This window comes from Azospirillum humicireducens (genome assembly GCF_001639105.2).
GTDB classification, from domain to species: Bacteria; Pseudomonadota; Alphaproteobacteria; order Azospirillales; family Azospirillaceae; genus Azospirillum; species Azospirillum humicireducens.
Genome location: NZ_CP028906.1, coordinates 19696 through 40869, shown reverse-complemented (window position 1 = coordinate 40869; position 21174 = coordinate 19696). Strand labels below are relative to the sequence as shown.

The 21174-nt window shown below is 69.0% G+C and carries 17 protein-coding genes and 3 pseudogenes; 11 read left to right on the top strand and 9 right to left on the bottom strand.

Features of this window, described 5'->3' with window-relative positions; genetic code table 11:
- Window positions 1-67: 67 nt before the first annotated feature.
- Window positions 68-1723, top strand: coding sequence for a sensor domain-containing diguanylate cyclase (locus A6A40_RS24635; RefSeq protein WP_108548528.1), 1656 nt, complete (start codon window positions 68-70; stop codon window positions 1721-1723).
- A 10-nt stretch (window positions 1724-1733) separates the two neighbouring features.
- On the opposite strand, the gene A6A40_RS24630 is transcribed toward A6A40_RS24635, so the two are convergent.
- Both A6A40_RS24630 and A6A40_RS24625 read right to left on the bottom strand, forming a co-directional pair.
- Window positions 1734-2636, bottom strand: coding sequence for an ATP-binding response regulator (locus A6A40_RS24630; protein ID WP_108548527.1), 903 nt, complete (start codon window positions 2634-2636; stop codon window positions 1734-1736).
- Window positions 2637-2769: 133 nt separating this feature from the next.
- Entirely contained in the window at window positions 2770-6234 is a 3465-nt protein-coding gene (locus A6A40_RS24625; protein WP_236784015.1) for a response regulator, read from the bottom strand.
- A gap of 421 nt (window positions 6235-6655) precedes the next feature.
- On the opposite strand from A6A40_RS24625, the gene A6A40_RS24615 reads away from it, so the two are divergent.
- Window positions 6656-7357 (top strand): substrate-binding periplasmic protein, encoded by a 702-nt coding sequence (locus tag A6A40_RS24615; RefSeq protein ID WP_236784014.1) that lies wholly within the window; start codon window positions 6656-6658, stop codon window positions 7355-7357.
- A gap of 82 nt (window positions 7358-7439) precedes the next feature.
- Window positions 7440-8066: a glutathione S-transferase family protein gene (locus A6A40_RS24610; protein ID WP_108548524.1), complete on the top strand. Its 627-nt coding sequence runs from the start codon at window positions 7440-7442 to the stop codon at window positions 8064-8066.
- A 68-nt stretch (window positions 8067-8134) separates the two neighbouring features.
- Here A6A40_RS24610 and A6A40_RS24605 read toward each other — a convergent pair whose 3' ends face one another.
- From A6A40_RS24605 to A6A40_RS24595, 3 genes are read right to left on the bottom strand one after another with little or no spacing between them, the layout of a single operon-like run.
- Complete coding sequence (locus A6A40_RS24605) at window positions 8135-8461, bottom strand: DUF1244 domain-containing protein (protein WP_108548523.1); 327 nt, start codon at window positions 8459-8461, stop codon at window positions 8135-8137.
- Window positions 8462-8490: 29 nt separating this feature from the next.
- Window positions 8491-9717, bottom strand: coding sequence for a DUF2478 domain-containing protein (locus A6A40_RS24600; RefSeq protein ID WP_108548522.1), 1227 nt, complete (start codon window positions 9715-9717; stop codon window positions 8491-8493).
- Window positions 9718-9765: 48 nt separating this feature from the next.
- Window positions 9766-9987 carry a sulfurtransferase TusA family protein gene (locus tag A6A40_RS24595; RefSeq protein WP_236784013.1) on the bottom strand — a complete coding sequence of 74 codons (222 nt, stop codon included), beginning with the start codon at window positions 9985-9987 and terminating at the stop codon, window positions 9766-9768.
- A gap of 170 nt (window positions 9988-10157) precedes the next feature.
- Here A6A40_RS24595 and A6A40_RS24590 point away from each other — a divergent pair, with 170 nt between their 5' ends.
- Window positions 10158-11162: an SDR family oxidoreductase gene (locus tag A6A40_RS24590; RefSeq protein WP_108548520.1), complete on the top strand. Its 1005-nt coding sequence runs from the start codon at window positions 10158-10160 to the stop codon at window positions 11160-11162.
- Window positions 11163-11292: 130 nt separating this feature from the next.
- Window positions 11293-12543 (top strand): Hsp70 family protein, encoded by a 1251-nt coding sequence (locus A6A40_RS24585; protein ID WP_108548519.1) that lies wholly within the window; start codon window positions 11293-11295, stop codon window positions 12541-12543.
- 29 nt (window positions 12544-12572) lie between these two features.
- On the opposite strand, the gene apbC is transcribed toward A6A40_RS24585, so the two are convergent.
- A complete protein-coding gene (gene apbC, locus A6A40_RS24580; RefSeq protein WP_108548518.1) occupies window positions 12573-13721 on the bottom strand; it encodes an iron-sulfur cluster carrier protein ApbC in 1149 nt (382 codons plus the stop codon).
- 175 nt (window positions 13722-13896) lie between these two features.
- On the opposite strand from apbC, the gene hflK reads away from it, so the two are divergent.
- The 4 genes and pseudogenes from hflK to A6A40_RS31730 all read left to right on the top strand — a co-directional run bounded on the left by hflK (window position 13897) and on the right by A6A40_RS31730 (window position 17747).
- The gene (hflK, locus tag A6A40_RS24575; protein ID WP_108548517.1) at window positions 13897-15156 is read left to right on the top strand and encodes an FtsH protease activity modulator HflK; all 1260 of its coding nucleotides are present in this window, start codon (window positions 13897-13899) and stop codon (window positions 15154-15156) included.
- 13 nt (window positions 15157-15169) lie between these two features.
- Window positions 15170-16056 (top strand): annotated as a pseudogene (hflC, locus tag A6A40_RS24570) (protease modulator HflC); the annotation flags it as partial.
- A 403-nt stretch (window positions 16057-16459) separates the two neighbouring features.
- Window positions 16460-16985: pseudogene (locus A6A40_RS31735) on the top strand (trypsin-like peptidase domain-containing protein); the annotation flags it as partial.
- Window positions 16986-17045: 60 nt separating this feature from the next.
- Window positions 17046-17747: a PDZ domain-containing protein gene (locus A6A40_RS31730; RefSeq protein WP_335645210.1), complete on the top strand. Its 702-nt coding sequence runs from the start codon at window positions 17046-17048 to the stop codon at window positions 17745-17747.
- A gap of 99 nt (window positions 17748-17846) precedes the next feature.
- On the opposite strand, the gene A6A40_RS31025 is transcribed toward A6A40_RS31730, so the two are convergent.
- Window positions 17847-18020 carry a hypothetical protein gene (locus A6A40_RS31025; RefSeq protein ID WP_167562529.1) on the bottom strand — a complete coding sequence of 58 codons (174 nt, stop codon included), beginning with the start codon at window positions 18018-18020 and terminating at the stop codon, window positions 17847-17849.
- A 523-nt stretch (window positions 18021-18543) separates the two neighbouring features.
- On the opposite strand from A6A40_RS31025, the pseudogene A6A40_RS24560 reads away from it, so the two are divergent.
- Window positions 18544-18890, top strand: a pseudogene (locus A6A40_RS24560) (response regulator); the annotation flags it as partial.
- A 165-nt stretch (window positions 18891-19055) separates the two neighbouring features.
- Here the strand turns inward: A6A40_RS24560 and A6A40_RS24555 are convergent.
- Entirely contained in the window at window positions 19056-19496 is a 441-nt protein-coding gene (locus A6A40_RS24555; RefSeq protein ID WP_108548516.1) for a VOC family protein, read from the bottom strand.
- A 130-nt stretch (window positions 19497-19626) separates the two neighbouring features.
- On the opposite strand from A6A40_RS24555, the gene A6A40_RS24550 reads away from it, so the two are divergent.
- Window positions 19627-20511 carry a LysR substrate-binding domain-containing protein gene (locus tag A6A40_RS24550; protein WP_108548515.1) on the top strand — a complete coding sequence of 295 codons (885 nt, stop codon included), beginning with the start codon at window positions 19627-19629 and terminating at the stop codon, window positions 20509-20511.
- 4 nt (window positions 20512-20515) lie between these two features.
- Here the strand turns inward: A6A40_RS24550 and pcp are convergent, their stop codons facing one another.
- Window positions 20516-21163, bottom strand: coding sequence for a pyroglutamyl-peptidase I (pcp, locus tag A6A40_RS24545; RefSeq protein ID WP_108548514.1), 648 nt, complete (start codon window positions 21161-21163; stop codon window positions 20516-20518).
- Window positions 21164-21174: the final 11 nt, after the last annotated feature.

Here is a 21174-nt window from a genome sequence, read left to right as displayed (position 1 = left end):
TCACTTCTCCCCCTTCGCGCCGTGCCGGCATTGCAGGGAAACAAAAGTCTATGGGACACTGTGTGCCATGCTGGTTTCGAATAGCATGGCAATGATCTCCGACCGTGGCGTGCAGGACCTGCGGGACTCCGTATTGTTTGCCTACGACCGTTTGCCGGTCGGGGTTTGCATCGCCACGGCATCGGGGATGATCCGCTACGCCAACCCGGCGCTGCACGGGCTGCTCGGCTGCGAACCGGGTGGTCTGCCGGGGCGGAGCCTGTGCGAGTTCGAGCTGGATTGCAGCCTGCCGCAGGCATGGCCGGCGCGGCGGGCCGACGGCACCATTCGCTGGGTGACGGTGGCGGAAGTGCCGCTGCCCGCAGACCCGTCCGCGGATGCCGGCGGTCAGGGCGCCGACGCGTTGCGGATGTTGACGGTGACGGATGTCGACGCCCTTCACCGGCAGGAGACGGTGGCCGGCGACCGCGCCTCCTCCCGCCCTGGGCCTGCCGGGATGCCGGTGGTCGACGCCCTGCTGGAAGCGGCGCCGGTGCCGCTGTTCGTCAAGGATGCGGACGGCCAGTACATCGCGGTCAATGAAGCCTTTTCGCGCCTCACCGGCATCGGCAGGGCCGACATGCTGCGACGGACCACCTTCGCGCTGACCAGCCCCGACATGGCGAGGGAGCATGCCGGCCAGGACCGCGCCGTGATGGAGCGGGAGGGCAGCGTCTGCTATGAGGCGCCGCTCTGCACCGCGGAGGGCGCGATGCGCATGGTCAATCTGACCAAGGCCGCCTTCCGCGACCAGCACGGCAATCCGATGGGCATCGTCGGCGCCATCCACGAGTTGACGGAAACCCGCCCGAACGAGGAGAGGCTGGAAGCGATCCTGGAGCAGAGTCCGATCGGCGTCTCCGTTTCCCGCCGTGAAGACGGGCGGATCATCTTCGTCAACACCCGCTTCGCCGAACTGATCGGCCTGTCGCGGGAACAGCTGATCGGCAGCCGCGCCCGCGACTATTACCTGGACAGCCACCAGCGCCTGCGCGTCCTGGACCGTCTGCGCGGCGGCGGCGGTGTCACCAACATGGAGGTCCAGTTCAAGCGGGCCGACGGGTCACCCTTCTGGACGCTGTTCACCGTCAATCAGGCGGTGATCCAGGGCGTACCGGTCAATCTCGCCTGGATCTACGACTACACCGAACGCCGCAGCATGGAAGAGGCGTTGCGCGACATGGCGTCGCGCGATCCGCTGACCGGCATCTACAACCGACGCTCCTTCATGGAGCTGGCCCGCTCCCAGCTGGCCCGCGCCCATCGCTTTCACGAGCCGCTGTCGGTCTTCGTGCTGGACGTCGATCATTTCAAGCGGATCAACGACACCTTCGGCCATGCCACCGGCGATGACGCGCTGCGCATGGTCGCCGCCGGCTGCCAGGCGATTCTTCGCGAATACGACCTGCTGGGGCGGCTGGGCGGAGAGGAGTTCGTGGTGGTCCTGCCCGGCGCCACCGCCGACGAAAGCCGCGTCGTGGCCGAACGAGTGCGCCGCCATCTCGCCCGCATGCCGATCGAGGCGCCCAACGGCACCTTCCGACTGACGGCCAGCATCGGCATCGCCGGCCTGGAGGGCGCCACCGACACGCTGGAGCGGGCGATCCACCGCGCCGACCTTGCGCTCTACCGGGCAAAGCATCTCGGCCGAAACCGGGTGGCGGTGTTCGAGCCGGGAATGTAGGAGCCCGATCCTAGTCCCGGTCCAGATTGACGATTCCCACCACCCGGTTGCCGGTGCCGAGGAAGGTCAGCTCGTCGAATCCCACCATGCCGGCCAGGGCGATGCCGCGGCCATGGGTGGCGTGCGATTGGGACGCATCGACCGACAGATAGCGGGTGAAATCGAAACCCGGACCCATGTCGGTGACGGTGAAGATGACGCGGCCGTCGCCGCGCTCCACCTGCAGGGTGGCGTATTTGTCGCGGTGTTCGGACGAGGCCAGCCGGGCTTCGATCTCGCGGGCCAGCATACCGCTTGCCTTCAGCCTGCCCTTCGCCTCGAACCCGATGCCGAGATTGCCGTGTTCCACCGCGTTCACGAGGATTTCCGACAGGCCGAAGGTCAGGCTGCGTCCGGTGGTGACGACCGACGACAGGGCGATGGCGAGATCTTGCGCCTCCTGCGGGGTGCGGAAGCGGAAACGCGCCTCTTGCAGCAGCGCGATGGCGTCGGAGCGGCAGCGCAGATCGCCCTGCAGGCTTCTCAGCCGGCCGGTCGTCTCCTCCGCCGCGCGGACGACGGACCGCAGCAGCGCGCCGTCATAGGGCTTGATCAGGTAATAGAACACCCCGGCGCGGATCGCCGCCGCGATCTCCGCGCTGCTGTCGGAGACGGTCTGCACGATGACGGGGATGCCGGCCAGCTCCGGCACGCCCTTCATCCGTTCGTACAGCTCGAGCCCGTCGCCGTCGGAAAGGCGGCGGTCGAGCAGCACCACATGGACCGCCGCCCCGTTGGCCGACAGGATCTCCCAGGCTTGCGCCATGGTCTCCGCCTCCAGCGTCCGGTAGCCGATGCGCGAGAGATAGCCTGCGACGATGGCGCGGGTCATTTCCTCGTCATCGACGACCAGAGCGGTGGCGGCATCGGCCATGGTCGGCTTGGCTCCAGCGGTTTGCGGCAGGGAAGGGTATGAATCCGAAGTATTTCTACTGAATACAGGCCTGCTGCACAATCACCGGCGGCATTGCGCCGCAGAAAGATTCGGGATCCGCGTGGATCGACGGTCAGCCTGCCCGGACCTCCAGCGCCGCCGCCGCCCGCCGGGCGGCCTCCAACTCCTCCGCGACGTGGGCTCCGGCGGCAGGATTCAGCGCGTCCCGGTCGCAGCGGCGGGCGGCGGAAACCAGATGATGGGCGGTCGCGGCCAGCCTGTCGAAGCCGACATTGGCGGCGGAGCCCTTCAGGATGTGCGCCTCCCGCTCGATGGCGGCGCAGTCGCGGCTGTCGATGGCGCCGAACAGCAGGGCGAGATGCATGGAACTGTCGCGGAAGAAGGTCTCCAGCAGCAGGGCGAAGCCGTCCTTGCCCAGGGCGTCGCGCAGTTCCTCGATCTTCTCCGTGTTGACGGCGGCCGGTTCCGGCTCGGGCGGCGCAGAGGGCGGCGCAGAGGGCGGCCCCCCGGCCGGATCGCCGCCGGGTCCGCCATCCTCCTCCCCAGCCGGCTTCACGAAGCGGGTGATGGCATCCAGCAGCTTGCGGGCATTGATCGGCTTGGACAGATAATCGTCCATGCCGGCCTCCAGGCAGATGGCGGCGTCGCCCTGCATCGCGTTGGCGGTCAGCGCCACGATGGGAATGGTTGTGGCAGGGCCGGACAGCCGGCGGATGCGCCGCGTCGCCTCCAGACCGTCCATCACCGGCATCTGGACGTCCATCAGCACCAGATCGTAGCGCCGGGCGGACACCGCCTCCACCGCCTCCTCGCCGTTGGACACCGCCTCCGCGCTGTGGCCGGCACGGCGCAGCAGAGCCAGCGTCAGCTGTTGGTTGACAGGATTGTCCTCCGCCACGAGCACGCGCACCCGCAGCTTGCCGTCGGGCTGCGCCGCCGCGTTGGCCGGTGTCCGGGCGGCGAGGGGGACGACAGTGCCGATCCGCGCGGGCACCGGCCAGTCGGGGCCCGGTTCCTCCCTCTTCGCGTCCTGCCCTGATCGGCCCGTTCCCGATTGCGGCTCCAGCAGGCGGGCGAGGCATTGGCACAGCGTGCTGAAGCGGATCGGCTTCGGCAGATGGGCGTCGACCGGCGCCCGCTCCGGCTCCTGCCCCTCCAGCCTTTGCGAAGAGGCCAGCGCCAGACGGATCCCCGCCAGCGCCGGGTCGACGCGGATGCGCCGTGCCACCTCCGGTCCGGTCAGGCCCGGCATGCGGTGGTCGAGGATCGCGGCGTCGAACGGACGGCCCGCACGGGCGGCGGCGGCCAGCCGGTCCAGCGCCTGCTCGCCATTCTCCGCGGTCTCGATCACGATGCCGAAGCCGTCCAGCTGCCGGGTCAGCAGGTCGCGGTTGACCGCAATGTCGTCGACCAGCAGCAGGCGGCGCCCGGCCCAGTCGCCGGCGGGAGCCGGGGGATGGGCGCTGCCGACGCCGCGCTTGAGCGGGATCGACACCCAGAAGGTGCTCCCGGCTCCCGGCTGGCTCTCCACCCCGATGCGGCCGCCCATCAGCTCCACCAGCCGCTTGCAGATCGCCAGCCCCAGGCCGGTGCCGCCATGGCGCCGCGCGGCGGACGAGTCGATCTGGGTGAACATGGCGAACAGGCGGGGGCGTTCCTCCTCCGGGATGCCGATGCCGGTGTCGCGCACCTCGAACCGGACGCGGACGCCCTCCTCCGCCGGCTGGCCGGGGTCGGCCGGCTCCTCGCTCAGCAGGATGGTGACGCTGCCGCTGTCGGTGAACTTCACCGCGTTGCCGGCAAGGTTCAGCAGGATCTGGCGCAGCCGTCCGGCATCCCCCATCAGGGTGCCGCGCAGGCCGGGCGGCACGAAGCTGGCCAGATCCAGCCCCTTGGCGGCGGCGCGCGGCGCCAGGATCTCCGCCACGCTTTCGACCATCGGCACCAGTTCGAACTCGCCGACCTCCAGATCCAGGCGGCCGGCGTCGATCTTCGAGAAATCCAGGATGTCGTTGATGATGACCAGCAGCGATTCGGCGGAATCGCGGATGGTTTCGGCATAGTTGCGCTGCTCCGCCTCCATCGGCGTGTCGAGCAGCAGCCCCGCCATGCCGATCACCCCGTTCATCGGCGTGCGGATCTCGTGACTCATGGTCGCGAGGAATTCCATCTTGATGCGCTGTCCGTCCTCCGCCCGCTCCTTGGCGACGCGCAGCGTGTGCTCCAGCCGCTTCTCCTCCGTCAGGTCGCGCAGGATGGCGGCGTAGAGCGGCCCGGCCGCGGTCTTCACCAGGGCCATGGAGTAGGCCAGCGGGAAGCTCTCCTCGCCGTCCGCCGCCGGCCTTATCGCCATGGTCTCGCCGCGGACGGCGGTGTCCATCGGGCGGGCGCCCCGCAAGATCTCCGACAGGGTGCGGGCGGTGGCCTCCCGCTTGTCCGCCGGAAGCAGGTCGGTCACCGGCCGGCCGGCCAGCCCGCCCGGTGGGCAGCGGAAGATGGCGTGCGCGGCCGGATTGGCGGCTTCGATCACCCCGTCCGGCCGGGCGGTGACGATGCCCTCCGCCGCGGTGTCGACGATGGCGGACAGGCGGGCGTTCGCCTCCTCCAACTCCTCTCCCTGCCGGCGCTGGGCGGCCAGCGACCGCGCCAGCAGCAGGCCGATCAGCCCGAGCAGCAGGGTCATGCCGCCCGACAGCAGGGTCGCCATCCACAGATTGTCGCGCCAGGCGGCGAGCACGGCGGTCTGCCGCACGCTGACCGTCAGCACCAGCGGCCAGACCGGGGTCGTCCGGTAGGCGACGATCCGCGTCTCGGAGCCGGCGCCGATATCGGTGCCGGAATGGCGGAAAACGCCATACTCCGCCTGGGGCAGGCGCTCGCGGAACAGCGGCGTCGCGGCGAAGGAGCGGCCGATCTCCTCGCCGGCCTGCGGCTGGACGGTCAGCAGCGTGCCGTCATAGCGGTAGAGCGCGATGCGGTCGGCCACCCCGGTGGCGCCGCCGCCCTGGACCGCACGGTACAGCCCCTGGAAATAGTCGGGATTGACGGTGGCGACGACCACTGCCTGCACCATGCCGTCGGCGGCGCGCAGCGCGCGGCTCATCGGCAGAAGCCAGCGTCCGGACCGCTCGGCTCCCGCCGCACGGTCCAGCAGGCCGCGGCCCGGCCGGGGGTCGCCGATGACCAGCCCGCTGCCCTGGCTGGCGGCCTGCAGGCGGAAGGCGTCCAGCTCCGTCAGATAGGCGTCGGCGGGATGCATGCCCTCCGTCGTGACCAGGATGCGGCCGGTGCGGTCGAGCAGGGTCAGCCCCCGCAGGTGCGGCGACCGCCGCAGCCGGTCGGTCAGAAGCGCCGCCAGATCGGGACCGGGCCGGCCATCCTCGCCCGTCCAGTTGGCATCGGACAGGGAATCGACGATCGCCGACAGAGTGACGTCCACCGACTGCACGGTGCGGGTGGTCGACACCTCCAGCGCGGCGGCGAGGCTGGCGAGATTGACCTCGGCGGTGTCGAGCGCCGCCTTGCGTGCGGTGATCAGCTGCTGTCCCTGGTTGATCAGAAGGGTGAAAACGGCCAAAAGGGCAAAAGCGATGATTCCGCCGCGCTTTTGGAAAAGACCCTTCAGATCCGCTTTTGCTGGGGGCGAGGACAGGGCTTGCGTTCCGGACGGTCAGGTGTGGTCGAACGGTTTGGGTCGGACAGGCGCGGTCATCCGCAGTTGGCCCGGTGCCCGGCCGATGTCGCCGCTCGCGACAATAGCAGGTGCCCGGACCATACGCCAAGCATCCACTGCCGTTTGCAACTGGCCGATGCTAAGATGCCGCCCCGGCTGCATGGGATCGCGCCGCTGCGACGAAGAACAGGATCGAGTGGTTAACGAAAGGTGTGACATGACGACGCAGTTTCTTTGGGCTGTCTGCTGCACAGTTCTGTCTCTTCTGGCTGTGGGGAACACCGCTCCGGCAATGGCACAGGACGGGAGACTTCAGAAAATTGCAGTGCAGAAGCAACTTCGTGTCTGCTCCTGGCCTGATTACTACGCCATCTCGTTCCGGAATCCGCGGACCGGCGCGCTTGAGGGGCTGGACGCCGAACTGGCGCAGGCCTTCGCCGCCGATCTCGGCGTGCAGTTGACGGTGGTGGAAAGCAGTTTTCCCCGTTTCATCGACGATCTGCTGACCGACCGCTGCGACATCGGCATGTTCGCCATCGGCGCCACCCCGGCGCGGGCCCAGCGCGTGGCCTTCAGCCAGCCCTATCTGCGCAGCGGCATCTACGCGGTGACCACCCAGACCAACGACACCATCCGCCGTTGGGAGGATTTGGACCGCGGCGGCAATGTGGTGGTGGTGCAGAAGGACACCTACATGGACGGCTACGCCCGCAACGCGATGAAGTCCGCCCGCATCGTCGCCGTCACCCGTCCGCAGGAGCGCGAGGAGGAGGTGCAGGCCGGCCGTGCCGACGCCTTCCTGACCGACTATCCCTATGGCCAGCGCATGCTGGCCTTCCATCCCTGGGCGCGGCTGATCGTGCCGGACACGCCGGTCCAGCCGACGCCCTACGCCTATGCGGTGGCACCCGGCGACGCGGCGTGGCTGGAGCGGGTCAACAGCTTCGTAGCCGCCATCAAGGCCGACGGCCGGCTGGAGAGCATCGCCGCCCGGTACAAGCTGACCCCCATCGTGGCGCGGGACTGAACCGCGCGATAAGAATGCGTCCGCGGGAACGATCCGGATTAGGATGGGTGGCGTGGTCCAGAATCGCCTTGGGGAACCGTCGATGATCCTGATCGGACAGTATGACTCGCCCTTCGTCCGCCGCGTTGCCGTCGCTTTGCGACTCTACGGCATGGCCTACGAACACCGGCCCTGGTCAGTCTTCTCCGATGCGGCGGACGTCGCGCGCTTCAACCCGTTGAAGCGGGTGCCGACGCTGGTGCTGGACGACGGGGAGGCGCTGATCGAGAGCGGCGCCATCCTCGACCATCTCGACGAGGCCGCCGGGCCGGACCGGGCCCTGATCGCCCGCCAGGGTGCGGAGCGGCGCCGGGCCCTCAAGCTCTGCGCGCTGGCGACCGGGCTGGCGGACAAGGCGGTCAGCCTCGTCTACGAACGGGTGCTGCACAAGGAGCGGTCGGATTTGTGGATGGAGCGCTGCACCGGCCAGATCGGCGCCGTCCTCGACGTTCTGGAGGCCGACCGGGCCGCCGCGGCGGGGCCCTGGTGGTTCGGCGGGCGGATCGGTCATGCCGACATCGCCGCCGGCTGCGCGCTGCGCTTCGTCGGCGAAGCGCATGCCGCCGTCTTCGACCGTGCCCGCTGGCCGGCGCTTGCCGCGCATTCCGACGCCTGCGAAGCGATGGCGGAGTTCCAGGCGGTGGTGCAGCCCTTTTCGATCAGCGCGTGAACCGGCGCCCTCCGTCCCATGCGTCGGCATGGGATAGGGAGGGGGGGCTTGCTTGCCTATCGCAGCGCCTACCGGTGCCCGCTGATCTCCGCATGCAGCGGCTTGGTGTCCTCGAACGTCTTCTGCTGTTCGGGGGTGGCGTCCTTCTGGTGCTTCTGCTTCCATTCGGAATAGGGCATGCCGTAGACGGCGATGCGGGCGTCCTCGTCGGACAGCGCGACGCCGCGCTCCTTGGCTGCCGCCGCATACCATTTGGACAGGCAGTTGCGGCAGAAGCCGGCGAGATTCATCAGGTCGATGTTCTGCACGTCGGTGCGCTTGCGCAGATGCTCGACCAGACCGCGGAAGGCCGCGGCTTCCAGTTCGATGCGGGTCTGGTGGTCCAGATCGGCCATGGGATCTCTCCTCCGGTTTTCTTGTTCTGTTAAGAGTGGGGTGGCCGGTGCAGCGTGACCATCCGGCCATGGGGATGAAAATCGCGCGAGCCGCCGCCGCCGGCGATGGTGCGGACCACCGCCTCGCGGTCGGTGGCGACGAAGCCGGCCAGCACGTCCACGCCATAATCGAACAGGCGCGGGGTCAGCGGCGTGCCGGGACCGATCATCGCCACCCGCGCCCCGGCCGACACCCGCAGCAGGCGGGGCAGGGTGCGGTTGGCGAAGGCCGACGCTGTGATCGCCACCGCTTCCGCACCCGGCAGAAGCCAGTCGCAGGCGGCCTCCGGATGCTCGCCCTCCTGCGGGGTCATGTCGATCACCTGGGCGCGCGGCATCCGGCGGGCGACCTGCGGGAAGCCGCCGACCACCACCACCCGACCCTCCACCGAAGCGAACAGGTCCAGCCCGTTGCCGGGGACTCCGGTCACATCCGGCCGGTTGTAATGGGCGTTCAGCGCCGCCACACCCACCGAAATCTCCAGCGGATCCCAGGACTGCGCCGCCATGGCGGCCAGATCGCGCAAGCTGCGGCCGTTCCAGCGCCCAGGGGCGTCGTCCGCCGCGGGCGCCTGCCGGGCGGCGACGCCCAGCCCCTCCCCGGTTTCCACCAGGACCCACTTGTCGCCGGTGACGACGCGGCGGACCTCGGCGTCGGCGACGCCCTGCACCAGATCCGGGTACATCCGCTGCGGCCCCCACCAGCGCCACAGCGCGTCGGCGGTCGGCGACAGCAGGTCGCAGAAGCCGCCGGTGGCGGTCTGCCACTCGTTGAGATAGCGGCTGCCGATGCTGGTCAGCACCGGGATGCCCTCCGCGATGGCCGTCAGCATCTCGTCCGACAGGCCGTCGCCGTGCGATTCCAGCCCGGCGAACTTGTTGACCACCAGCAGGTCGACGTTCGAGGCGACCGCATCGCGGATGGCCTGGCTGGCCTCCGCCACGCCGGTGGGATCGACGCGGCAGGATTGCGATTCCCGGCCCAGCCGCTGGGTGATGTCATAGGCGCGGCCGGTCGCGACGTCGACCAGCTCCATCCGCTCCGCGCAGTCGTCGCCCGGCCCGTGGTTGCGCTGGACCAGCCCGCCGACGCGGAAGCCGCGCCGCTTCAGCTCCGCAACGAAGCCGTCCAGCAGCGCATCGACGCCGTGCGAGCCGGGGCCGTGGATGACGGCGCCGGGACGCAGGGGCGGCGGGGAGGCGGGGTGAAGCGGCATCGGGTGGACCCTTTCGCGGAACGGCGGGGAGGGGAGAGGACGGGCGCCTCAGCCGCCCCGGCGGATGCGGTAGACGAAGACGGTCTGGTGGACCTCGTCCGGCTGTGTCTCGTGCGCCAGCAGCACGTTGTCGGTCGTGTTGCAGAAATGCTTGAAATCGATGACGGAGGCCGGATCGGTGGCAAGGACCACCAGCTCTTCCCCCGGTTCCATGCGGTCCAGCAGCGCCCGTGTGCGCAGGATGGGCAACGGGCAATGCAGCCCCTTCACGTCAAGCTCTCTCGCCGGCACCGCGCCCGCTCCACCATCGTTGAGGACGAAATCCTTACTCCGCCTGTGACTGTAGCCGGTTCGCGCCCGCTTCTCCAGACCCCGAGATTTTCGTCACGCCGGGCTGTTGTACGCCCCGATGACGGGATTTCGACGAAAGGAGTGCGGTCATGGCGAAGCGGCCAGATGACAGGATCGGCGACAAGGTGGTGGTCATCACGGGCGCGTCCAGCGGCATCGGGCGGGCGACCGCGCTGGAGTTCGCGCGCCAGGGCGCCGCGGTGGTCCTTGCGGCCCGGCGGATGGCCGCCTTGCACGAGGTGGCGGAGGACTGCGTGGCGGCCGGCGGCCGGGCGATGGTGGTTCCGACCGACGTCACCGACCGGCGCGCCATGCAGCATCTGGCCGACCGCGCCATCGAGGCCTTCGGCGGCATCGACATCTGGGTGAACAATGCCGGCGTCATCGCCTTCGGCCGTTTCGAGGACATCCCCGACGATGTGTTCGAGCAGGTGGTGCGCACCGATTTCTTCGGCACCGTCCATGGCTGCCGCGCCGTGCTGCCCCATTTCCTCGACCGCGGCGAGGGGATCGTCATCAACACCGCGTCGATGGTGTCCAACATCGGCCAGCGCTATGCCACCCCCTACACCGCGGCGAAGTTCGCGGTGCGCGGCTTCACCGAATCGCTGCGGCAGGAACTGGTGGACGAGCCGGGCATCCATGTCTGCATGGTCATGCCGGCGTCGATCGACACGCCGCTGTGGCAGCATGCCGCCAACTACACCGGCCGGGCGGTCAAGCCGCTGACCCCCATCCATCCGCCGGAGGAGGTCGCCGCCGCCATCCTGGCGCTGGCCCGCAACCCGGAGCGCGAACGCTTCGTCGGCACCGAGGCCCGCATCGCCGCCGTCAGCAACGCCATGGCGCCGCAGTTGACCGAGCGGGCGCTCGCCCACACCATCGAGCGGGACATGTTCCAGAACCGCTCCGCCCCCGCCACGTCGGGCGGCGTGATGACCGCCATGCCGGAACATCAGGGCGCCAGCGGCGGCTGGATCGAACCGGAGCCGCCGCGTCGCCCCTTCTCCTGGACCAACCTGACGCTGTTCCTGCTGCCGGTGGTCCTGGCCAGCCGGCCGCTGGGCAACGGAGGGGCGCGGCACGTCTGGTGACGCGGCATCCGTTGTTTCGGCAGCCTGCTTGATTCCGCGGCCTTGATCCCATGGCCGGGAGCCGTTATACGCTCGCCCCTTTTCCGGTGCGGCAGGTGGCCGCAGCGGTCATCCGGGCAGGAGGCGGGACATGACGGCGTGCGGACTCGATTTCGGCACCTCGAACACGACGCTGGGTGTGCAGGACGTCGGCGGCTTCCGGCTTCTGGCGCTGGACGGCGCGCGCACCACCCTGCCGACGGCGGTGTTCTTCGATTTCGAGCATGACCGGACCACCATCGGCCAGGAGGCCGTCGACGCCTATGTGTCGGGGGTGGAAGGGCGGCTGATGCGCTCGATCAAGTCGATGCTCGGCACCGACCTGATCGACGCCGATACGGCGCTGCGCAAGGGCCGTATCAGCTTCCGCGCGGTGATCGGCACCTTCCTCGATCTGGTGAAGGCGCGGGCCGAGCAGGCGCTGGGCGGAGAGCTGGGCGATGTGGTGGTCGGGCGCCCGGTCCATTTCGTCGACGGCGACCCGGCCGGCGATGCCGCGGCGGAGGAGACGCTCGGCCAGATCGCGCGGGCCGCCGGCTTCCGCAACGTCTCCTTCCAGTTCGAACCCATTGCCGCCGCGCTCGATTACGAGCAGCAGGTGGCGGGGGAGGAACTGGCGCTGATCGCCGACATCGGCGGCGGCACGTCGGACTTCTCGGTCGTGCGCATCGGGCCGGAGCGGCGCGGCAAGGCCGACCGGGCCGGCGACATCCTGGCCAACGACGGCATCCGGGTCGGCGGCACCGACTTCGACCGCGATCTCAGCCTCGCCACCGCGATGCCGGAGCTGGGGATGGGCAGCGCCATGAAGCGCGCCGGGCTGCTGGCCCCGCGCAGCATCTATTTCGATCTGGCGACCTGGTCGAAGATCAACTTCCTTTACACCGCCAAGGCGATGGCCGAGCTGGAGCGGCTGCAGCGCGATTCCGCCGAGCCGGGGAAGATCGAGCGCCTGATCGGCGTCGTCGAGCACCGCCAAGGCCACGCGCTGGCGATGGCGGTCGAGCGCACGAAGATCGCCCTGTCCGACCATGAAGCGACGGAGCTGGCGCTGGACTGGGGCGACGGCGATCTCTCCCTGGCGGTGGACCGGGAGGCGCTGAACCGCGCCACCGGATCGCTGGCGGCGCGGATCGGAAGCCGCATCCGCGACTGTCTGGCCGACGCGGGCGTGACCGCCGACCGCATCGACGCGGTGTTCCTCACCGGCGGCTCCACCCTGCTGCCGCAGGTGCGCGCGGCGATCCTGGCCGAGGCGCCGGACGCGCGGGTGGTGGAAGGCAACATCTTCGGCTCCGTCGGCCTGGGGCTGACGGTGGAGGCGCTGCGTCGGTATGGGTGAGGGGGGCCGGAGTTAGCCCCCCTCACCCCTCACTGCACCACGATGCGCGGCGCGGCGCGCCCGCCGGTGCCGCCGCCGATCTTTTCCCACAGGCGGGTGGCGATGCGGCGGTAGGACTGGGCGTGCTCGGACTCCGGCTGCGACACCACGATCGGCTGGCCCTGGTCGGAGGTCTCGCGGATCGACAGGTGCAGCGGGATCTCGCCCAGGAATTCCATGCCCAGATCGTCGGCTTCCTTGCGGGCGCCGCCGTGGCTGAAGATGTCGGTGCGGTGGCCGCAGTTGGGGCAGCAGAAATAGCTCATGTTCTCGATGATGCCCAACACCGGCACATCGACGCGGCGGAACATGTTCAGCCCCTTGCGGGCGTCCAGCAACGCGATGTCCTGCGGGGTGGAGACGATCACCGCGCCGGCCAGCGGCACCTGCTGGGCCATGGTCAGCTGGGCGTCGCCGGTGCCCGGCGGCATGTCCACCACCAGGATGTCGAGCGTGCCCCAATTGACGTCGCGCAGCATCTGCTGCAGCGCGCTCATCACCATCGGGCCGCGCCAGATCATCGGCGTGTCCTCGGCCACCAGGAAGCCCATGGACATCACCTTGACGCCGTAATTCTCCATCGGCTCCAGGCGCTTGCCGTCGGGGCTGTTGGGGCGGCCGGCGATGCCCATCATGCGCGGCATCGACGGGCCGTAGATGTCGGCGTCGAGCAGCCCGACCTTCAGCCCGTTGGCGGCCAGCGCCAGCGCGAGGTTGGCCGAGGTGGTCGATTTGCCGACGCCGCCCTTGCCCGAGGCGACGGCGACGATGGCCTTCACGCCGGGAACCAGCGGCTTCTGCGGGTCGCCCTGCGGTGCAGCGCCATGGGAATGCCCGTGCGAATGCCCGCCGTGCGAATGGCCCTGCTGCGGTGCGGCCTGGGGCGCTGCGCGGTGGGCGGTCAGCACGGCGGTGACCGACAGCACGCCGGGCAGGGCGTCCACCGCCTTTTCGGCGGCGTGGCGCAGCGGCTCCGCCTGGGCGCCGCGCTTGGGGTCGACTTCGATGGAGAAGGCGACATGGCCGTCACGCACCACGAGGCCCGACAGCATGCCCAAGCTGACGATGTCGCCGCCCCGGTCCGGGTCGACGACGGACTTCAGCGCCTGCATGACTTGAGCTTCGCTGATCTGCGCCATGGTTGAAAACTCCGCTATCTTCCCGATATTGGCGGATATCCGTTGGTGGAATCCTTGCCGAAGGGTATGGGGGACTATAGGACCGACGGAGGACATCGGTAAAGGGAGGCGCGGGGCCATGCCAGTGCGCTTCCACATCATGGGACGAATCGCAAAGTAAGGGGGACTCACTCGGATGCCGTGGAACAATCAAGGTGGGGGCGGCGGTGGCGGCCCCTGGGGTCCCCCGCCGGGCAACAACGGTCCCGGCAACCCGTGGGGCCGGCCCCAGGGCGGGGGAAATGGCGGCGGTGGCGGCGGCCCGCAGCCTCCCGACCTTGAGGATCTCCTGCGCCGGAGCCAGGACCGCCTGCGCCGCGCCATGCCCGGCGGCTTCGGCAGCGGGCGGGGCGTGGCCCTGGTCGTGGGCGTCCTGGGGCTGATCTGGCTCGCCAGCGGCATCTACCGCGTCGAGGCCGACGAGCAGGGCGTGGTCCTGCGCTTCGGCGAATGGACCCGCACCGAACAGCCCGGCCTGCGCTACCGCCTGCCGTCGCCGATCGAGACGGTGCTGCTGCCGAAGGTCACGCGCGTCAACCGGATCGAGGTCGGCTACCGCTCCTCCGCGGCCGGCGGGCGCAACGACCGCGACGTGCCGGACGAGTCGTTGATGCTGACCGGCGACGAGAACATCGTCGACATCGACTTCACGGTGTTCTGGGTCATCAAGGACGCCGGCAACTTCCTGTTCAAGATCCGCGAGCCGGAAGTGACGGTGAAGAAGGCCGCCGAAAGCGCGATGCGCGAGGTCATCGGCCGCACCGACCTGCAGCCGGCCCTGACCGAGGCCCGCCAGCAGATCGAAACCTCGACCCGCCAGCTCCTGCAGACCATGCTGGACGAATATCAGGCGGGCATCGAGATCACCCAGGTCCAGCTGCAGAAGGCCGATCCGCCGCAGCCGGTCATCGACGCGTTCAACGACGTGCAGCGCGCCCGTGCCGACCGCGAACGCGCCCGCAACGAGGCGGAGGCCTACCGCAACGACATCATCCCGCGTGCGAGAGGCGAGGCTGAGCGTCTGGTGCAGGAGGCGTCGGCCTATCGCGAGCAGGTGGTCAGCCTGGCGCAGGGTGACGCCGAGCGCTTCCGCAAGGTGTACGAGGCCTATGCGCTGAACAAGGACGTCACCGCCCGGCGCATGTATCTGGAGACGATGGAGGAGATCCTCCGCGGCCGGAACAAGATCATCGTGGACGGGGCGGCGCAGAACGTCGTGCCCTACCTCCCGCTGAACCAGCTCGCTCCGAACGCCACGCCGCTCCCGCAGCAGGCACCGCGCCAGGCTCCGCCGGCCAGTTCCGGCGGCAACCAGGGCGGGCCGCGGCCCGGCACGCAGACGCAGCCACAGCCGCTGTCGTCGCTGCCGCAATCCCAGCAACTGTCCGGCCAGTGAGGAGGATCGCATCATGAACCGCACCCTCGCCATCGCCGGCATCGGCATCGTCGCCCTCGGCATCATCGCGTCGTCGTCCCTGTTCACCGTCAACGAGGCCCAGCAGGCGATCGTCCTGCAGTTCGGCGAACCGCGCCGGATGATCCAGGAGCCCGGTCTGCAGGCCAAGATCCCCTTCATCCAGGAGGTCCGGCTTCTCGACCGCCGGGTGCTCGACCTCGATCCGCCGGTGGAGCAGGTGATCCTGGCCGATCAGAAGCGCCTGGACGTCGACGCCTTCGCCCGCTACCGCATCCAGGACCCGTTGCGCTTCTACCAGACCGCCGGGACCGAGGCGGTGGCCGAAACGCGCCTGAACTCCATCGTCAACTCGGCGCTGCGCCGCGTTCTCGGCAACGTCACGGTGCTGGCCGTCCTGTCGGACGAGCGCGCCCGCATCATGACCGACATCAAGGGGCAGGTGAACGACGAGGCCAAGCGCTTCGGCATCGAGATCGTCGACGTTCGCATCCGCCGTGCCGACCTGCCGGAGGAGACCAGCCAGTCGATCTTCGCCCGCATGCGCTCCGAGCGCGAGCGCGAGGCGTCCGAGGCGCGCGCCCAGGGCCAGGAGCAGTCGCAGCAGATCAAGTCCCGCGCCGAGCGCGAACGCACGGTCATCATCGCCGAGGCCCAGCGCGACGCGCAGATCCTGCGGGGCGAAGGCGACAACACCGCGCTGAAGCTGATCGCCGAGGCGACGTCGCAGGATCCCGGCTTCTATGGTTTCTACCGCTCGCTGGAAGCCTACCGGAAGTCGCTGAACGGCAACGACACCACCATGGTGCTGTCGCCGAACGGCGAGTTCTTCCGCTATTTCGCCGGTCCGGGTCCGCAGGCGGGGGGCGCTCCCCAGACTGCNATTGCGGGAGCGGACAATGGACACAGTGCGTTCAATGACCGCTGGTATAAGGCCGAAGGTCCGCATTCGAGCAGCAGGCGGCCGGGTCGGGGGGTCCCCCGATCCGGCCGTTGCTTTGTGGGGCGGAAGGGGTGCCACGGGATTCAAAAGAATGAGGGGCCCCGTGATTTCCGCTGGTGCCGACTGGACCGGCGCGCCATCTTGCGGCCATACTCTTGGACCAACACATATACGGCCCAGAACTGGGCGGCCGCTCCCGTCCATGGAACCGGCCGGACGTCTGGTAGGGAGAGCACGTTGATTCGCACACCCAAATTCGAACCCGCCGCGCGGGGCGCCGTGGCAGGGGCCCAGCCGCGTAAGGCGGGCGTCCGGCCGCTGGTCGCCGCCATCGTCTGGGGCATGGCATCGGTCATCGGCGGCGGCGCCGTCGTCGGCGCCTTCACCGCCGCGCCGGCCCAGGCCCAGGCGGCGACGCCCAACCGCAACGCACCCGGCAGCTTCGCCGATCTGGCGGAAAAACTGCTGCCGGCGGTCGTCAACATCTCCACCAGCCAGAGCGCGCCGCAGCGTCCGCAGGGGCCGCGGCCGGAGATCCCGCAATTCCCGCCGGGCTCGCCCTTCGAGGAGTTCTTCCGGGACTTCTTCGACCGCCAGCAGCAGCAGGACCAGCCGCAGCGCAAGGCGACCTCGCTGGGCTCCGGCTTCATCATCGACGCCAAGAACGGCTATGTTGTCACCAACAACCATGTCGTTCAGGACGCCGACGAGATCACCGTCATCCTGCAGGACGACACCAACATCAAGGCGGAGGTGGTCGGCAAGGACAGCAAGACCGACCTCGCGCTTTTGAAGATCAAGACCAGCCACCCGCTGGTCGCCGTTCCCTTCGGCGACAGCGACGCCATGCGCGTCGGCGATTGGGTGCNCGGAGGATGCCGGCCTGCCCCGCGCCAGCTTCGCCATTCCGTCCAACCTGGCCAAGCAGGTGGTGGCGCAGTTGAAGGAGTTCGGCAAGACCCGCCGCGGCTGGCTGGGCGTGCGCATCCAGGCGGTGACGCCGGAGATCGCCGAGAGCCTTGGCCTGCCCGGCCACAAGGGTGCGCTGGTCGCCTCCGTCACCCCGGATGGTCCGGCCGCCAAGGCCGGCATCCAGGCCGGCGATGTGGTGACGAAGTTCGACGGCAAGGAGATCGACGAGATGCGGCGCCTGCCGCGCGTCGTCGCCGAAACCTCCATCGACCGCGCCGTCCCGGTCGAGGTCTGGCGCAAGGGCAAGGCCCAGACCGTGCAGGTCAAGGTCGGCGAGCTGGAAGCCGCGGAGGAGCAGGGCCTGCTCGCCGCCAACCCGGACGAGAAGCAGCAGCCGAAGGACAAGGCCCCGGCCCAGAAGCCGACCGAATCGCTCGGCATGAAGCTGACCGTCATCACCCCGGAACTGCGCCAGCAGTTCGAGATCAAGCCCGACCTGAAGGGCGTGGTCATCACCGAGGTTGCCGGCAGTTCCACCGCCGCGGAGAAGGGTCTGCGCGCCGGCGACGTCATCCTGGAGGTCGGGCAGGAAGAGGTCCGCAAGCCGGAGGACGTCACCGCCAAGGTCCAGAAGGCAAAGGAGCAGAGCAAGAAGTCCGTCCTGCTCCTGGTCGACCGCAAGGGCGACCTGCGCTTCGTGGCGATCCCGCTCAGCTGACCCGGCTGCGGGCGAAGGACAAGGGCGTCGGCGGGAGACCGCCGGCGCCCTTTTCGTTTGCATGGGGTCGACTGTGCCCGGAGGGCGCGCCGCCCGCGTCTATGTCCGATCCAGCATCATCGCCACCGCGACCGTGCCGGCCAGCAGGGCGCAGAGGACGGCGACGATGGCGAGGCTGCGCAGGAACTGGCGGAACTCCCCCTGTTTCCAGGCGCTGCGCCCCAGAAGTGCCAGATAGCCCGCCACCGCGGCGGCGATGATCTGCCAGCCCATTCCAGTCCCGACCCCGCACAGCGCGTTCTCAGCCCATCCCCGCTGTCGGGGCGGCCACATGGAAAAACGCACGCGCGGCCGCTCCCGGTCAAGCCGTACGACCATGGCCGGAGTGGTCCTTATATCGAATGGTGGGGGGCTCCATTCGGATTATCTGTTGGCATCACCACGGCAGGAGCCATGACTTCAACTTCGCGTGAGAAAAATGCGGCATAGCTCGCTTAGGGGCTGAGGCCATACGCAAATAAGTGGTGGTTAACAAAACAGTTAATTCGTTCGCGCGTTTCAATGTTCGCCGCTGTGATATCTTTGGATACTGAAATCTTGGCGGGGCTTTGCGCATATGTCCAATGCGTTCTTCTTTTAACTCAGGAGAGTGGTACCGTAGGACGCGACACGGGGGTAACCTCCCCCTAAATAACGGCCTGCCGAAGCTGTCGAGGGGTAATCGGCCAGTCGCCAATGCGTCGGGATCTTCCTTCGTGCAGAGGCCACTATCGGCCACACCATCGGCCATCACCTGATGATGCTCGGTTCAGAATTGCGGGAGCGGACAATGGACACAGTGCGTGCATTTCTCATCGATTCGAACAAGCTGTTTCGCGAGGGGCTGAAGCGCCTGCTCGACGATTCGCCTTTCCAGATCCAGGCCGAGGCGGGAAACCTGCGCGAGGCGCTGGGGTCGGTCGAGAATGGTCTGAAGCCGCAGCTCCTCCTTCTCGACCTGCAGAATGGTGGTGACGAAGAGGCGGAAGGGATGCGCCGCCTGCGCGCCCTGCTGCCGGATACCCGCATGGTCATCCTGACCAGCGACCTCTGCACCCGCCGCCTCGCCAATGCGCTGGAGGCGGGTGCCGACGGCTATCTGATNGCGCCCAGGCCGCAATCTGGGCGCTGAACAACGGTATCGGCGGCGAGTTGGCGGGTGCCGGCGCGGTCGCGGCTGCGGCGAACCAGTAACCCGCCTGTCCATTGCGCTCACCTGCCCCTCCCCCGCCATCCCGGGGGAGGGGTCTTCCCTTTTGCTTCCGCCCTCTATTTCGCGAACAGCTGCGACATGTCGGCGAAGGCCTTGAACTCCAGCGCATTGCCGGCGGGGTCGAGGAAGAACATGGTGGATTGTTCGCCCACCTGGCCCTTGAAGCGGGTGTAGGGCTCGATCACGAACTTCACCCCGGCCGCCTTCAGCTTTTCTGCCAGCGCGTCCCAGTCGGCGGGCTGCAGCACGACGCCGAAATGCGGCACCGGCACATCGTGGCCGTCGACCGGATTGCGGTGGGCCGGGGCGGCGCTGGGATCGCGTGGCTTCAGATGGGCGACGATCTGGTGGCCGAACAGGTCGAAATCGATCCACTCGTCGCTGCTGCGCCCCTCAGGGCAACCGAGCACGGTGCCGTAGAAATGGCGGGCGGCGGCCAGATCGTCGACCGGGAAGGCGATGTGGAAGGGCGTCAGCGTCGTCTTCGGCGTCGTCATGGGGGTATGGCCTTTCGGGACCGGTTGGCACTTGGCTGTTGGTGTTCCCAGCAGACCCGATCCCTCCGGACTTGACAAACGAGTTCTCGGGCGGAGATTTATGAGTTCAACTCATGAGTCGGTTCGCCCCATGCCAGACCGCGTCCTGCCGTCGCTCAACGCCGTCCGCAGCTTCGTCGCGGTGGCCCGCCATCTCAGCTTCACCAAGGCGGCCGACGAGCTGGCGGTGACACAGGGTGCCGTCAGCCGCATGATGCAGACCCTGCAGGCCGATCTGGGTGTGGAATTGATCCGCCGCGTCGGCCGCGGCATCGAATTGACGCCGACCGGGGCCGCCTTCTATGGCGAGGCATCGGCGGCGCTCGACCGCATCGCGGCGGCGGCGCGGGCGGCCCGCGCGCAGGATGGCGGGGTTCTGCGGGTCAGCGCGCTGCCCACCCTGACCCAGCGCTGGCTGATCCCGAGGCTGAAGCGCTTCCAGGCGGAAAATCCCGACATCCAGGTCGAGGTCGGCATCGGCGAGCATCGCGTCGATTTCGCCAAGGAGCGGATCGACGTCGCCATCCGCTATGGCGTGGAGGACTGGCCCGGGGCGGAAATGGCGACGCTGATGCCGGAGACGATGGGCGTCTTCTGCGCGCCCTCGCTGCTGGAGCAGGGGCCGCCGCTGCGCCGGCCGGCCGATCTGGCGCAGCACCGGCTGCTGCAGCACACCACCCGGCCCGATTCCTGGCGCGTCTATCTCTCCGCCTTCGGCCTGACCGTGCCGGAGGCCGCGCTGTCATTGGCCTTCGAGCATTTCTTCATGATCATCGAAGCGGCGTCGGCCGGCATGGGGGTGGCGCTGCTGCCGGTCTTCCTGGTGGGTGACGACGTGGCATCGGGCCGGCTGGTCCAGCCGATGCCGGAGACCCTGCGCCCGCGCGGCTGCTACCTGATCGCCCACGCACCGGGTGCGGAGCGGGCACGCCGCGTCCGCCGCTTCAAGGAGTGGCTGCTGACCGAGGTGAAGTAGCGTCCTACTCCAGCGTTCCCGCCGGCTCGTGCCGGTCCTCCGCTGTCGTCAGGATGGTCTCCACCGCAATGCGCAGGCCGGCGACCACCTGCTCGATCGCCATTGACGGAACGCCGGGGTGGCGCACCGCCTGCTCGGGGGCCAGCGGGATGTGCAGGAAACCGACGCGCAGGGCCGGGCGCCGCACAGCCCGCAGATGACAGGCGCCGTAGAACAGGTGGTTGCAGACGAAGCTGCCGGCGCTGTGCGACAGGCCGGCGGGGATGCCCGCATCGCGCAGGGCGGCGGCGATGGCCTTCACCGGCAGGCTGGCGAAATAGGCGGCCGGGCCGCCCGCCACCACCGGCGCGTCCACCGGCCGGTTGCCGGCAGTGTCGGGGATGCGGGCGTCGTCGAGGTTGACGGCCACCCGTTCCAGCGACAGCTCCGCCCGGCTCTGCGCCTGCCCGACGCCGAGCAGGGCCACCGGGTCCGTCTCCGCCACCGCGCGGTCGAGCGCGTCGAGCGACGCGCCGAACACGCAGGGCATCAGCCTTGCCGCGACGCGGTGGCCGCGGCACTCCCAGCCGTCGAGCCGCCGCACCGCTTCCCAGGACGGGTTGACGGCCTCGCCGCCGAATGGCTCGAAGCCGGTGAGCAGGATCGTCGGCATCGAACCCCCTC